The following is a 13,145-nucleotide window of genomic DNA, read 5'->3' on the forward strand; positions in this document are numbered from 1 at the left end:
GCCGCCAGGGCCAGACTGTCTTTTGTGTTCCCGACCCGTCGGCGCCTCGTTGGCGGCCACCGCGTCGGGAGGCGCTTTATATGCGGGGTATCCCGAGGGTGGCAAGCACTTTTTTCATCCCCCGGCGATTTTTTCCGCCGCTCACTCCCGATGCACATGACACCCTTTTCATTGGTCGACCCAAGTCGAAGGCGCCATAGTCGGGCGAACGGCTGGAGAGACTCTCAGCTTGGGCGCGGCAGTAATCAATGGTTCGTTAACCAAAATCCGGTAGGTTTGCAAAACGGCAGAAACTAGCCGCCAGCCGACCGCCGGGACCATTAGACACAGGTCCGACCGCCGCGATTGCGCTGAACCATTTTAAAAAGGCTGACAAGCGTGACATTGCTTCGCACGCCGACCTTGGTCGAAGCCCCGGGCGCCGGCCATCGTTCGTCCGAATCTTCGAACGATGCACTCTCCTCTCCCCTTCCCTCTCTTCCTGTTTCCGGCGTGCTGCGGGGCAGCGCGATGCCGGAACTGCTTCGGGACGAACTGCTGTCCGACCTCTTCGCGGACACCGCGCGGGCAATGCCGGAGCGGACCGCCATCCTGTTCGACGGGCGCCGCGTCAGCTATGGGGAACTGGAGGCTCGGGCGAACCGTGTCGCCAACGCGCTGCGCGCACGCGGCTTCGGTCCGGGGAGCTTCGTCGGCCTGTGGATGACGCGGTCGCTCGACCTGCATGTCGCCCTGCTCGGCATCCTGAAAGCCGGCGCAGCCTATCTGCCCTTCGACGCCGACGCGCCCGTCGAACGCGTGGCGGCCAGCCTTGCCGATTGCGCCGCGCCGGCCATCCTGGTGGACGCCGTGACCGCGTCCAAGGCGGTCGGGCTCGCGGTGCCCGCTTTGACGCTGGAGGCGTTGGCCTCGGACGATGAGCGTGCGCCCGACCTGCGCGCGGATGGGGTCACCCGCGATCATCCGGCTTACGCGATCTACACTTCGGGCTCGACCGGCAAGCCCAAGGGCATCGTCATCAGCCACGCCAACATCTGCCACTACCTGCGCGCCGCCAACAGCGTCTACGGGATCACCCGCGACGACGTTGCGTTCCAGGGCGCGTCGGTGGCCTTCGATCTGTCGCTGGAAGAGATCTTCGTTCCTTATCTGGTCGGTGCGACCCTCTGGGTGGCGAGCCGGCAGGTGCTGGACGAGGCCGACCGTCTGGCCGACGTTCTAAACGAAGCCGGCATCACCGTGCTGGACACCGTGCCGACTCTGCTCGCCATGCTGCCCAAAGACGTGCCCAGCCTTCGCGTCGTCATCCTGGGCGGCGAGGCCTGCCCGCCCGCGGTGGCCGCGCGCTGGTGCCGTCCGGGGCGGACGATCTTCAACAGCTATGGCCCGACCGAGGCGACCGTCGTCGCCACCGTGGCCGAGGTGCGCCCGGACGAGCCGGTCACCATCGGCCGGCCGATCCCGAACTACAGCTGCTATGTGGTGGACGAGGCGATGGCGCTGGTCGCCCCCGGCACCCAGGGCGAGTTGCTGATCGGCGGGCCGGGCGTTGCCCAGGGGTATCTGGGGCGCCCTGACCTGACCGCCGAGAAGTTCATTCGCAACAGCTTCGCCATCCACGGCAACGACCCGCTGCTCTACCGCTCGGGCGACGCGGTGAGCGTCGATCCGAACGGCAACCTGCTGTTCCACGGCCGCATCGACGATCAGGTGAAGATCCGCGGTTTCCGGCTGGAATTGGGCGAGATCGAGGCGAAGCTGACCGGGATGACCGGAGTGAGCCAGGCCACCGTCGTGCTGCGCAACGACAACGGGCTGGACCGGCTGGTCGCCTTCCTGGTGCCGCAGGCCGGCGCCGCGCTGGACAAGGCGGCGCTGCGCGACGGCTTGCGCGCCCGATTGCCGAGCTACATGGTGCCGTCGCATTTCGAGGTGACGGACCGCCTGCCCCGCCTGACTTCCGGCAAGGCCGACCGCAAGGCGTTGCAGGCCGCGCCGCTGACCGACGACGCCGGCCCCAGCGAGCAGGACGAGCCGCAGACCCCGACGGAGGCCGCCCTGCTGGAGGCGGCCAAGCGAGTCTTCCCCGGTCAGGCGGTGCCGCTGGAAGCCGACTTCTTCATGGATCTGGGCGGACATTCGCTGCTCGCCGCGCGGTTCGTGTCGGCGGTGCGGGAGACCCGGCATCTCGATGGGTTGACCCTGCAGGACGTCTACGGCGCCCGCAGCCTGCGCGCCATGGCCGAGCGGCTCGACGCCCGCGCCCCGCGCGGCGGCAACGGCGGAGGGGCGGAGCGCAAGGACCGCTCTTTCACGCCGCCACCCCTGCTCCGCCGTTTCCTCTGCGGCGCCGCGCAGGCGGCGGCCCTGCCCTTCATCCTGGCGCTGATGACGGCGCAGTGGCTCGGCGTCTTCGTCAGCTACATGCTGCTGTCCGGCGAGGACGCGAATTTCCTCCAGGAAGTCGCCACGCTGCTCGGCGTCTACATGGCCATCAACGTGGCCACGGTGGTGATCGCTGTTGCGGCCAAGTGGCTGGTCATCGGGCGGACGAAGCCTGGACGCTACCCGCTGTGGGGTGCCTATTATTACCGCTGGTGGCTGGCGCAGCGCTTCATCAGCCTCGTCCATCTGAAATGGTTCCAGGGCTCGCCGGTCATGCGGGTCCTCCTGCGCGCGCTTGGCGCCAAGGTGGGCGACGAGGCGCTGATCGGCGAGTTCGAGTCCGGGGCCATCGACCTCGTGACCATCGGCGCCGGCGCCTCGATCGGCGGCAAGGTGAAGCTGGCGAACGCCGAAGTGATCGGCAACGAGCTTGTCATCGGCGCGGTGGAGATCGGCGCCGACGCCTATGTCGGCACCTCCTGCGTCATCGGCATGGACGCGGTGGTCGGTCCCGGCACGGAACTGGCCGACCTGACCGCCTTGCCCGCCGGCGCCCGGACCGGCACCTATGAGCGTTGGGACGGCTCGCCGGCTCGCCGCATCGGCAGTGTCGACCGGGCGGAGCTGCCCGCCCCGGCGACCGCCGGACGGCTGCGCCGCGGGCTGAACGCCGCCTTCTACACGGCGATGCTGCTGGCCCTGCCGCCGATCTCGCTGATGCCCATCTTCCCGGCCTTCTACCTGTTCGACAATCTGGACGGGGTGCTGGGGTCGGTCTTCGGGGTCAGCTACCTCTATTACCTGCCGCTGATCGCCTGGCCGACCGCCATGGCGCTGGTCGCGGTGACGGTCTGCATGATCGCCGCCGTGCGCTGGATCGTCCTGCCGCGCGTCGAGGCCGGCACCTACTCGGTGCACAGCGGCTTCTATCTGCGCAAATGGATGGTGGCGCTGTCCACCGAGGTGATGCTCGACACGCTCAGCTCGCTCTATGCCACGGTCTACATGCGGGCGTGGTACCGCCTGATGGGCGCCAGGATCGGCAAGGATGCGGAGATCTCCACCAACCTCGCCGGGCGCTACGACCTCGTCGAGATCGGTGAGAAGTGCTTCATCGCCGACGAGGTGGTTCTGGGCGACGAGGACATCCGTCGCGGCTGGATGTTCCTGAAGCCGGTGAAGACCGAGGCGCGCGTGTTCGTCGGCAACGACGCGGTGGTTCCGGCGGGCGCTTGCATCCCCACCGGCTCGCTGATCGGCATCAAGTCGAAGCCGCCCGCCAACGAGGCGATGTCCGCCGGGGAGACGTGGTTCGGCAGCCCGCCGATCAAGCTGCCGGTGCGCCAGCGCTTCGACGGGGTCGGCGCCAACTGGACCTACGAACCGTCCAAGGCCCGCCGCCTGGGCCGCGCGGTGTTCGAGGCCTTCAGCCTGTCGATGCCGACGATGCTGTTCATCACCTTCGGCACGCTGGCGGTCGAGCTGTTCGCGCCGGCCATCCTGGAACAGCGCTACGGCGCCTTCCTGGCGCAGTTCCTGGCGGTCAGCGTCGCCATTCCGGTGGCCATGGTGGCGGTGGTGATCCTGGTGAAGTGGCTGCTGATGGGCCGCTACACGCCGACCGTCAAGCCGATGTGGTCCTGGTGGGCCATGAAGACGGAAGCGGTGGCGGTGCTCTATTGGGGCCTCGCCGGCAAGGTGCTGCTGGACCACCTGCGCGGCACGCCGATGCTGCCCTGGGTGCTGCGCCTGTTCGGCACCAAGTTCGGCAAGGGCGTCTTCATGGACACCACCGACATCACCGAGTTCGACTGTGTGTCGGTCGGCGACCACAGTGCGGTGAACGCGCTGTCGGCCCTGCAGACGCACCTCTACGAGGACCGCGTGATGAAGGTCGGCTGCGTGAAGGTCGGGCGCGGTGTCACCATCGGCGCGGGATCCACCGTGCTGTACGACACCAGCGTCGGCGATTACGCCCATCTCGGCCCGCTGACCCTGGTCATGAAGGGCGAGGAGATCCCGGCGCACACCGAATGGGCCGGCGCCCCGGCGGAGCCGGTGGTCGAAGGACAGACGGAGTTGAACGAACAGTTCAAGAGCGCTGCGTAAGCCCTTGTCCTTATTAACGTGTTGCGGCCCGGCATCCAGCGCTTCGGCAATGGGTCCGGGCCGCATCGTTTCCGGGGCGAGGTCAGACCCATTCCTTAACGCCGCAGGGCGTTCCGTTCCCGTTGTGCGGCGGGCGCAGGGGTGTATAACGGTGCGCGAGCGTGGCCCTGGCCCTTTTGCGCGCTGCTGCGCGCCGCATCGGGGCCTGTGACCCAAGAACAGGAAGGAAGCCCCCCGAATGCCCGATGACATCAGCCCCGCCCGCGGCGCCGCGACGCTGTTTCCGCTGGCCAAGGACGACACGACCTACCGCAAGCTGACCTCGGATCACGTCTCGGTCGTCGAGTTCGACGGCGAGCAGATCCTGAAGGTGGAGCCGGAGGGCCTGCGCCTGCTGGCCGAAGAGGCCTTCAAGGACATCAACCATCTGCTGCGTCCGGGGCATCTGGGCCAGATCCGCGCGATCCTCGACGATCCGGAAGCCTCGCCGAACGACAAGTTCGTGGCGCTGGACCTGCTGAAGAACGCCAACATCGCCGCCGCCGGCACGCTGCCGATGTGCCAGGACACCGGCACCGCCATCATCATGGGCAAGAAGGGCCGCCGCGTCTTCACCAAGGGCGGCGACGAGGCCGCGCTGTCGGAGGGCGCCCGCGACGCCTATCTGAAGCGCAACCTGCGCTACAGCCAGCTCGCCCCGATCTCCATGTACGAGGAGAAGAACACCCGCAACAACCTGCCGGGCCAGGTCGAGATCTACGCGGAGGGCGAGGACGCCTACAAGTTCCTGTTCATGGCCAAGGGCGGCGGGTCGGCCAACAAGACCTTCCTGCATCAGGCCACCCCGTCGGTGCTGGCGCCGGACCGGCTGCTGAAGTTCCTTGAGGACAAGATCCGCTACCTCGGCACATCGGCTTGCCCGCCCTACCACCTCGCCATCGTCATCGGCGGCCTGTCGGCAGAGCAGAATCTGAAGACGGTGAAGCTGGCCTCGGCCCGCTACCTCGATAATCTGCCAACCGAGGGCGGCGAGGACGCGCATGCCTTCCGCGACCTCGCCATGGAGGCCGAGGTGCACAAGCTGACCCAGACCATGGGCATCGGCGCGCAGTTCGGCGGCAAGTACTTCTGCCACGACGTCCGCGTCATCCGCCTGCCGCGCCACGGCGCCTCCATGCCGATCGGCGTGGGCGTGTCCTGCTCGGCCGACCGTCAGGCGGTGGGCAAGATCACCAAGGACGGCATCTTCCTGGAGCAGCTGGAGACCGATCCGGCCAAGTATCTGCCGGAGATCACCGACGGCGATCTGGCCGGCGAGGTCGTCAAGATCGATCTCAACCAGCCGATGAGCGAGATTCTCGCGACGCTGAAGCAGTATCCAATCCGCACCCGCCTGTCGCTGACCGGTCCGCTGATCGTCGCCCGCGACCTCGCCCACGCCAAGCTGCGCGCGCGGCTGGACGCCGGCGAGCCGCTGCCAGACTATTTCAAGAACCACCCCATCTACTACGCCGGCCCGGCCAAGACCCCGGAAGGTTATGCCTCGGGCTCCTTCGGTCCGACGACCGCCGGTCGCATGGACAGCTTCGTGGAGCAGTTCCAGGCGGCGGGCGGCTCGATGGTCATGCTGGCCAAGGGAAACCGCAGCCCGGAGGTGACCGCGGCCTGCAAGACTCACGGCGGCTTCTATCTGGGTTCCATCGGCGGGGCGGCGGCCCGTCTCGCCCAGGACTGCATCAAGAAGGTGGAGTGCGTCGAGTATCCGGAACTCGGCATGGAAGCCATCTGGCGCATCGAGGTCGAGGACTTCCCGGCCTTCATCATCGTCGATGACAAGGGCAACGACTTCTTCAAGGAATTGAAGCTGGCGTAACACCCGCACATCTCAACTCCCTCCCCCGCGTCAGCGCAAACCGAAGGTCCGCCGACAGCGGGGGAGGGTCACGGTGAGGGCCGGTGCCTTCCGTTGAGGATTGCCATGTCTGACGACCTGACCGCCAAGATCACCGATGCCCAGCGCCGCGCCCTATTCGCCGCGGAGGTGATCGTCAACCGCCGCCTGCACGATTTCTCGATGCGCCACCAGACGCACTACGCCAACGATGTGGCGGAGGAACGCAAGGCCATCGAGAAGGAAATCCGCGCGATCCGCCGCCGTCTCCCGGCCGCTCCACCGGTGACCGACGCGCTGGTGGCTCAGGTTGCGGGTGATGCCCACGTCCCGGAAACGGTCCGGGCGGTGCTGCTTGCCTTGGCCGCGATCCGGCCCGACGTGCTGACAACAGTTGACGAAGCCGCTTTGACCCCCGAAGAGGATGAGGAAGACTGACAGCCTCGTCCGTTAAGGCACCATGACACCCGAACAAATCCAGGCCCGCGTTCTCTACCGCGACGGGCTGATGCTCATCATCGACAAGCCCGCCGGCCTGCCCGTCCATGCCGGACCGGGTGGCGGCCCGAATCTCGAGCGCCATTTCGACGCCCTGCGCTACGGCTTTCCGAAGCCGCCGGGGCTTGCCCACCGGCTCGACCGCGACACCTCCGGCTGCCTGATCCTCGGACGGCACGCCAAGGCCCTGCGCAAGCTGGGCAAGCTGTTCCAGGACGGCAAGGTCGACAAGACCTACTGGGCGGTCGTCGCCGGCACCCCGCCGGAGGAGCAGGGCCGCATCGAACTGCCTTTGATGAAGGTCACCAACAAAACCGGCGGCTGGCGGATCGTTGTGGCCGACGACGGGCAAAGCGCCGTCACCGACTACCGGGTGCTGGGACGCGGCGACGGCATGACATGGCTGGAGTTGAAGCCCCACACCGGGCGCACGCACCAGATCCGCGTGCATTGCGCCACGGCGCTGGGCTGCCCGCTGCTCGGCGACCCGCAATATGGCGGACCGGAGGGGCATCCGCTGCATCTTCAGTCCCGGGCCATTTCGCTGCCACTCTACCCCTCCCGCGAGGCGGTCGGCGCGGTGGCGCCGGTTCCGCCCCACATGCGCGCGGCGCTCGCCACCTGCGGATTTCCGGGAGACGATCCGGCCTGACGGCCAGGGGCCGCCGGGCCGTCAGGCTCGCCACTCCGCGCGCTTCTCCGTGCCGGTTTCCGTCTCATGCACCATGAAGCCCACATAGCCGGCGACGATGGCCAGGACGGCGTGCAGCCAGATGTCGTTGCCGTGCAGCGGCACCAGCCCGAACAGCGTGTTCAGACCCGGAATAAAGCCGAGAACGGTCAGGGCGGCGTAGGCCACGGCGACGCTGCGCAGATAGCTGCGCGAGGCCAGACGGCTGGAGAAATAGGCGAAGAAGCCCCACAGGCCGAACAGGAGATGCACGACGTTGTGCAGCAGGTTCACCGGGAACAACCCGAGCAGATAGCCGTGGAAGGATTCGACGGCAAGGGTCATGCCTTCCGGGGGCGGTGACAGGAAGGTCGGGATGAAGCCCAGTATGCCGATCGCCGTAAAGGCCGCGGCGTAGACCAGCGTTACGTTGCGCCACCACATGTGTTTCTCCGTTGGCAGACAGGGGATGAATCCGACTTACCAACAGAGGGTTTAGAAACAGCGTTCCCAGATTCCGCCCGCAATCTCGGGCAGCGATCTCAGGCGGTCACCGCCTCCATGGTCACGGCCTTGACCGGACACACGGCCGAGCAGTCGCCGCAACCGGTGCAACCACCCTCTTCGATGATCGGCAGCCAGCGTCCGCGCCCCAGCGGGCGGAAACGGATCGCGCCGCGGTCGCAGTGGTCACCGCACATCCGGCAGTCGGTCCCGGTGTAGGACAGGCACGCCGCGCCGATGCGCGCCTCCAACGTCTGGGGCGCTTCGGACGGAACAGGCTTGGGGTGGAGGCGTCCCCGGAACAGATCCGCGCGACTGATCGCCATGGTGGCTGCCCTCCCCTTGCTGATCCGCTGCCCGGAGTTTGTTGCATTCGTTTGCTGCATTCGCGAATGCTGGGCGTCGGCGATGGCGGTACACTGACCTTTCGTGCACCACCCGGCCTTGATCGTCGTCAAGGTCCGCACCGGAAGGACGGACGGCATGGTCCCCATCGGCAACACCACGGCGCGCTGGATGACGCTTCGCTACGGGCTGGCGCTCGGGGTGATCGCGCTGTGCACGCTGGCTGGCTTCGTCATGACCGAACGGGTCATCGACCAGCACGCCGACATGCTGGAGGTGGTGAACATCTCCGGCCGCCAGCGCATGCTGTCCCAGCGCACCGCGTTGCTGGCGGAGCAGCTTCGCAACGCCCCGACCGACGCCGAGCGCAGCGTCCTGACCATCCGGCTGGCCGAGGCGACCGACATGTTCGAGAACGCCCACCGGCGCCTGACGGGCGCCGATGAGGGCCCGGCCATGGGCAAGGACGTGCGGCGCCTCTATTTCGACGGGCCGGAGCCGCTGAACGATCTGGTGCTCCGCCACATCACCGCGCTCCGCGCGGTGATCGCCGCCGGCCCTGCCGGCCTGCCCCCCGACATGCCCGAGGCCGACCTCGTCACCCATCAGGCGCTCGGCCCGCTGCTGGCCGGACTGGAGGACATGGTGGCGCGCTATCAGGAGGCGGGCGAGCAAGGCTTCGCCACCCTGCACAATCTGGGCTTCGCCGCCCTGATCCTGACGCTGCTGACGCTGTGCGCCGAAGTCCTGGTGATCTTCCGCCCGATGGTCCGGCAGGTGCAGCGCCAGTTCGCCGACATCACCCGCATGACCCGGGCGCTGGAGCAGACCAACGTCACTCTGGAAGCCCAGGTGCGCGCCCGCACCGCCGAGCTGCACACGGCGAAGGTGGCGGCGGAGCAGGCCCATCTGGCGAAGTCGCGCTTCCTCGCCCATGCCGGGCACGATCTGAAGCAGCCCCTCCAGGCGATCAACATGTTCACCGGCATGCTGGAACGGCAGCTCGACAAGCCCCGCGCCCTGGCGCTGGTGAAGGATTTGCGTCTGGCCCAGCGCTCGATGCACGACCTGCTGAACGCCATTCTGGACATCTCGAAGCTGGAATCGGGGGTGGTCGAGCCGAAGCCCGCCGATGTCGCCCTGTCCGCCCTGTTCGACCAGTTGGAAGCGGAATTCACCGGGATCGCCGAGGACAAGGGACTGCGGCTGCGCGTCGTTCCGACGGATCTCACCGTGCGGACCGACCCGTTCCTGCTGGAGCGAATCCTGCGCAACCTGCTGACCAACGCCGTGCGCTACACCGAGCAGGGCGGCGTGCTGATGGGTTGCCGGTGCCGCGGCCACACCGTGTGGATCGAGGTCTACGACACCGGGCGCGGCATCGCCGAGGCCGACCGCCGCCGCATTTTCGAGGAGTTCGTCCAGCTCGACCGGCCTGACCGCGACCGCAGCGAAGGGATCGGGCTGGGCTTGGCCATCGTCGACCGGCTCGCCCGTCTGCTCGGCCACCCGCTGGAGCTTCGCTCCGTCGAGGGGCGCGGAACGGTGTTCGCCGTAGGGGTTCCCCTGGTCCGCAGCCTACACGAGACGGTCGCGGCCTGATTCCTTGACCAGCAGCACCGCCTGGGTCCGGCTGCCCACCCCGAGCGCCTTCAGCACCCCGGTGACATGCGTCTTGACGGTGGACAGGTTCAGCCCCAGACGCTCCCCGATTTCCTGGTTCGACAGGCCCTGGGCCAGAAGATCGAGGACCTCGAGCTGGCGGCGGGTCATGCCGTCGAAGACGCTCGGCTCATGCACCCTCGCGGCGACGGGCGATTGGGCGATTCCCGGCATGCCGAGCACCGGCGGCACGTAGGACCCGCCGGCCATGACCAGACGCAGGATGTTCACGACCAGCACGTCGTCGGTGGATTTCGGGATGAAGGCCCGCACGCCGCGCGACAGAACGGCGCGCATCTCGTCCGGCGAATCGATCATCGAGAAAACGACGACCGGCACCGGCGCCACGCGCTTCACCACCGCCTCCACATCGTCCAGACCACCGAGGCCCGGCATGCGCAGGTCCATGATGACGAGGTCGTAAGGTCCCTGGTCCAGCAATTGGGTCAACTGGCCGAAGCTGGTTGCCGCCGCAACATTGGCCTGTTCGTTCAATTCGCCGACCAGATGGGTCAGGCCACTGCGAACGATGGAGTGATCGTCGGCGATCAATACCTGCATGACAACCCTGCTTCGGCGGAGGCGGCTGGTGGGAACGACCCAATGGGACAGGGTCCGCTGGGACCGGGCCGGCCTCGGTCATCTCAAACCAAAGTGCGGCTTCCGGTATGAACCTCATACGCCGACAGGAGGTTTCATGCCACAATTGATGCATGATTCCGCAATGCCGCGCGTGTTTCTGCCGCAGATGCGAAAAGGGCGCCGCAGCGGCGGCGCCCTTCCCCGATCTTGACCGTGCCGGCCGGCCCCGAACGGGACCGGCAGCTCGCCGGATCACTGCACGCGGATGAGGATTTGCGCGCGGCGGTTCGATGGTTCGCGGACGTTCGCACCGGTGTTCACCAGGAGCTGGGTCTCGCCCTTGCCCTCGACGGTGATCTGGTTGGCGGCAACGCCCTTGCCGACCAGCGCGTTCTTCACCGCGTCGGCGCGGCGCAGCGAGAGCCGCTGGTTGTAGGCCGGCGAACCCGAGGTGTCGGTGTGGCCGACCACATGGATGCTGACGGCGCGCACCTGACCGGCGGAGGCGGCGGCATCGCCGATGATCTTGTCGGACGCCGCCGTGATGTTGGCCTTGTCCCAGTCGAAGAACACCAGATACTCCGACTGCGGCTGCGCCTGGACCGGAGCCGCCGGAGCGACGGGCGCCGCCGCGGGAGCGGCCGCCGGGGCGCCGAAGGTGTAGCGCAGGCCGGCCATGATGGTGTGGTTCTGGTACTCGCCCTTGACGGTGGAGCTGGCGAGGCCCGGGGGGCCGCCGAGATCGAATTTCGGATCGAGCGTCGCGAAGTAGCGGTAATCCAGCGTCAGGGCCAGGTTCTGGCTCAGGGCGTAGGACACGCCGGCGATGCCCTGGTAGGCGAACACCCAGTCGCGGTCATCGAAACCGCCGAGATCCAGACGGACCTGGGCGATACCGGCGCCGACGCCGATGTAGGGCGTGAAGGCGGTGCCGGTGTTGATGTCGTACAGCACGTTGCCCATGAAGGCGAGCGAGCTGGCCTTTCCACCCAGACCGTTCACCGCCGCGTTGGAGCTGTCGGTGCTGTCGATCGCGTTGCGCCAGCGCCATGCGAACTCCAGTTCGGCGCGCGGGCCGGCGGCGGTCGCGTAGCCGGCGGAGATGTCGCCGATGCCGCCCAGCTTGAAGCTGGTGCTGGCATCCGTCGGGGTGTTTTCGAAGCGCAGATCGGCGTCGCGCGTCCAGTTCACGCCGGCGCCGGCGCCGACGTAGAAGCCCTCGGTCGCGGCCATGGCGGCGGTCGGCAGCATCGCCGCGAGCGCCGTTCCGAGCAGAATCCCACGCAGAGTCATTTTATTCTTTCCTTTGTGCACGGCGTTGCCGGGGCTGTCGATGCGAACCGTTCGGAAAGCGGTGCGTCTGGTGGCACCAGCCTTCATCGGGCGAGCCCGCCGCGTCCCGTACGGCGGTTGAAACGTCATGACTTCGAGATATCAGCAACCACCCGCCGTCACAAGTGCTCTGCGACAAGATGAACAGAGATGTTGCATTTCTGCATTACCCGAACGTTCGTCGCACTCTTCATATTCCTTCGAACGCGAAGCAATCGTCTGTCGAATTCTTCCTAATCCATTTGGGCTAAAGACATGGCTTTTGAGATACATATGCGGATAGAACCAACAATCCCACGCATGCGAAAGCGCCCCACCTTCGGCAGGGCGCGCTTCCACGATACCGTTGATAAGAGACCGGCGGAACCGACGCCGGCGTCCCGTTCAATCCTGCGGTTCGGCGACCGATTCGAACTGGGTGGGATCAAGCAGCGCGGAAACCGCTAGGGTTTTCAGAGTTTTGTGATCATCGGACCGCTGCAGTTGGGCGTGCTGGGTGCCCAGCCCATCCTTGCGGACAGCGATCACCTGCCAGATTCCGCCGCCGGGACCCAACTTGCGGAACATCTGGCCTTCGACGACTTCGCGCTTTCTGCGCATATCCGATCTCCAAAACCCTGAACGTCAAACCCGCCAACCCTGCGGATACGGCGGACCATTCAAACACCAACAAGCCCCTGGTTGGCGAGCGTCCGTTGTGCGCGCCACGCATACCGGAGGCGGGATGTAGCGGTGCTGCAACAACCGCCTTCGCACCTGCGGAACAAACTCTCCGCCAAGCGTGTTGATGCCCTCATGAAAATCGATCACGACGTGCTCCTGTTCGCGACCCGCCTCGTGGAAGAACTTGGCGAGTCCGCCATCCGCATCAGCCGCGTCCGCCTCGTCGAACTCACGGCTGCCAACAACCTGCGCGCTGCCGCCTTCTGGCGGGATGTGATGCAGACCTCGGAGAGGCTTCTGGCGGAGCGCTCCCCGGCTTTGGCACCACCTCCCACGTCACCCCCGATGAAGGCGCCCCCGATGACGGCACCGATGCCTTCTTCGATGACCGCGCAGACCGTCACACTCTGATCCGCCCGGTGGACACCCCGTCAAGCGAAAGGCCCGGCGGTTTCCCGCCGAGCCTTTGCGCGACTTCGTTTCCCGAAGGGAACGGATTGTACG

General features: G+C 66.9%; 11 protein-coding genes. 6 read left to right on the forward strand and 5 right to left on the reverse strand.

Translation table 11 applies throughout. The annotated features are described in order from the left end of the window. Positions 1–510: 510 nt before the first annotated feature. From FHW79_RS28210 to FHW79_RS28225, 4 genes are all read left to right on the forward strand, one after another. Complete coding sequence (locus tag FHW79_RS28210) at positions 511–4,494, forward strand: Pls/PosA family non-ribosomal peptide synthetase (RefSeq protein ID WP_183181987.1); 3,984 nt, start codon at positions 511–513, stop codon at positions 4,492–4,494. A 238-nt stretch (positions 4,495–4,732) separates the two neighbouring features. After that, complete coding sequence (locus FHW79_RS28215) at positions 4,733–6,367, forward strand: fumarate hydratase (protein WP_014240797.1); 1,635 nt, start codon at positions 4,733–4,735, stop codon at positions 6,365–6,367. A gap of 105 nt (positions 6,368–6,472) precedes the next feature. After that, positions 6,473–6,823, forward strand: a complete 351-nt coding sequence (locus tag FHW79_RS28220; RefSeq protein ID WP_183181988.1) for a hypothetical protein — start codon at positions 6,473–6,475, stop codon at positions 6,821–6,823. Between the two features lie 22 nt (positions 6,824–6,845). Continuing rightward, positions 6,846–7,535 carry an RluA family pseudouridine synthase gene (locus tag FHW79_RS28225; protein WP_183181989.1) on the forward strand — a complete coding sequence of 230 codons (690 nt, stop codon included), beginning with the start codon at positions 6,846–6,848 and terminating at the stop codon, positions 7,533–7,535. Between the two features lie 21 nt (positions 7,536–7,556). On the opposite strand, the gene FHW79_RS28230 is transcribed toward FHW79_RS28225, so the two are convergent. Both FHW79_RS28230 and FHW79_RS28235 read right to left on the reverse strand, forming a co-directional pair. Then, positions 7,557–7,997, reverse strand: coding sequence for a DUF4383 domain-containing protein (locus FHW79_RS28230; protein ID WP_183181990.1), 441 nt, complete (start codon positions 7,995–7,997; stop codon positions 7,557–7,559). Positions 7,998–8,095: 98 nt separating this feature from the next. Continuing rightward, positions 8,096–8,383: a 4Fe-4S dicluster domain-containing protein gene (locus FHW79_RS28235; RefSeq protein ID WP_183181991.1), complete on the reverse strand. Its 288-nt coding sequence runs from the start codon at positions 8,381–8,383 to the stop codon at positions 8,096–8,098. A 157-nt stretch (positions 8,384–8,540) separates the two neighbouring features. Between FHW79_RS28235 and FHW79_RS28240 the strand changes: the two genes are divergently transcribed. Further along, entirely contained in the window at positions 8,541–10,004 is a 1,464-nt protein-coding gene (locus FHW79_RS28240) for an ATP-binding protein (protein WP_183181992.1), read from the forward strand. Here FHW79_RS28240 and FHW79_RS28245 read toward each other — a convergent pair. From FHW79_RS28245 to FHW79_RS28255, 3 genes are all read right to left on the reverse strand, one after another. Continuing rightward, on the reverse strand, positions 9,981–10,625 hold the full coding sequence (locus tag FHW79_RS28245) for a response regulator transcription factor (protein WP_183181993.1): 645 nt from the start codon (positions 10,623–10,625) through the stop codon (positions 9,981–9,983). The genes FHW79_RS28240 and FHW79_RS28245 overlap by 24 nt on opposite strands. Positions 10,626–10,898: 273 nt before the next feature. Beyond that, the gene (locus tag FHW79_RS28250) at positions 10,899–11,939 is read right to left on the reverse strand and encodes an outer membrane beta-barrel protein (protein ID WP_183181994.1); all 1,041 of its coding nucleotides are present in this window, start codon (positions 11,937–11,939) and stop codon (positions 10,899–10,901) included. Between the two features lie 423 nt (positions 11,940–12,362). After that, a complete protein-coding gene (locus FHW79_RS28255; RefSeq protein ID WP_183181995.1) occupies positions 12,363–12,578 on the reverse strand; it encodes a hypothetical protein in 216 nt (71 codons plus the stop codon). A 132-nt stretch (positions 12,579–12,710) separates the two neighbouring features. On the opposite strand from FHW79_RS28255, the gene FHW79_RS28260 reads away from it, so the two are divergent. Beyond that, positions 12,711–13,052, forward strand: coding sequence for a hypothetical protein (locus FHW79_RS28260; protein WP_348984295.1), 342 nt, complete (start codon positions 12,711–12,713; stop codon positions 13,050–13,052). Positions 13,053–13,145: the final 93 nt, after the last annotated feature.

It is taken from the genome of Azospirillum sp. OGB3 (genome assembly GCF_014192915.1).
GTDB lineage: Bacteria > Pseudomonadota > Alphaproteobacteria > Azospirillales > Azospirillaceae > Azospirillum.

What these genes read in the sequence shown, in the direction of transcription:
- FHW79_RS28210 (WP_183181987.1), top strand. Translation starts at nt 511, where the DNA reads ATGCCGGAACTGCTTCGGGACGAACTGCTGTCCGACCTCTTCGCGGAC.
- FHW79_RS28215 (WP_014240797.1), top strand. Translation starts at nt 4,733, where the DNA reads ATGCCCGATGACATCAGCCCCGCCCGCGGCGCCGCGACGCTGTTTCCG.
- FHW79_RS28220 (WP_183181988.1), top strand. Translation starts at nt 6,473, where the DNA reads ATGTCTGACGACCTGACCGCCAAGATCACCGATGCCCAGCGCCGCGCC.
- FHW79_RS28225 (WP_183181989.1), top strand. Translation starts at nt 6,846, where the DNA reads ATGACACCCGAACAAATCCAGGCCCGCGTTCTCTACCGCGACGGGCTG.
- FHW79_RS28230 (WP_183181990.1), bottom strand. Translation starts at nt 7,997, where the DNA reads ATGTGGTGGCGCAACGTAACGCTGGTCTACGCCGCGGCCTTTACGGCG.
- FHW79_RS28235 (WP_183181991.1), bottom strand. Translation starts at nt 8,383, where the DNA reads ATGGCGATCAGTCGCGCGGATCTGTTCCGGGGACGCCTCCACCCCAAG.
- FHW79_RS28240 (WP_183181992.1), top strand. Translation starts at nt 8,541, where the DNA reads ATGGTCCCCATCGGCAACACCACGGCGCGCTGGATGACGCTTCGCTAC.
- FHW79_RS28245 (WP_183181993.1), bottom strand. Translation starts at nt 10,625, where the DNA reads ATGCAGGTATTGATCGCCGACGATCACTCCATCGTTCGCAGTGGCCTG.
- FHW79_RS28250 (WP_183181994.1), bottom strand. Translation starts at nt 11,939, where the DNA reads ATGACTCTGCGTGGGATTCTGCTCGGAACGGCGCTCGCGGCGATGCTG.
- FHW79_RS28255 (WP_183181995.1), bottom strand. Translation starts at nt 12,578, where the DNA reads ATGCGCAGAAAGCGCGAAGTCGTCGAAGGCCAGATGTTCCGCAAGTTG.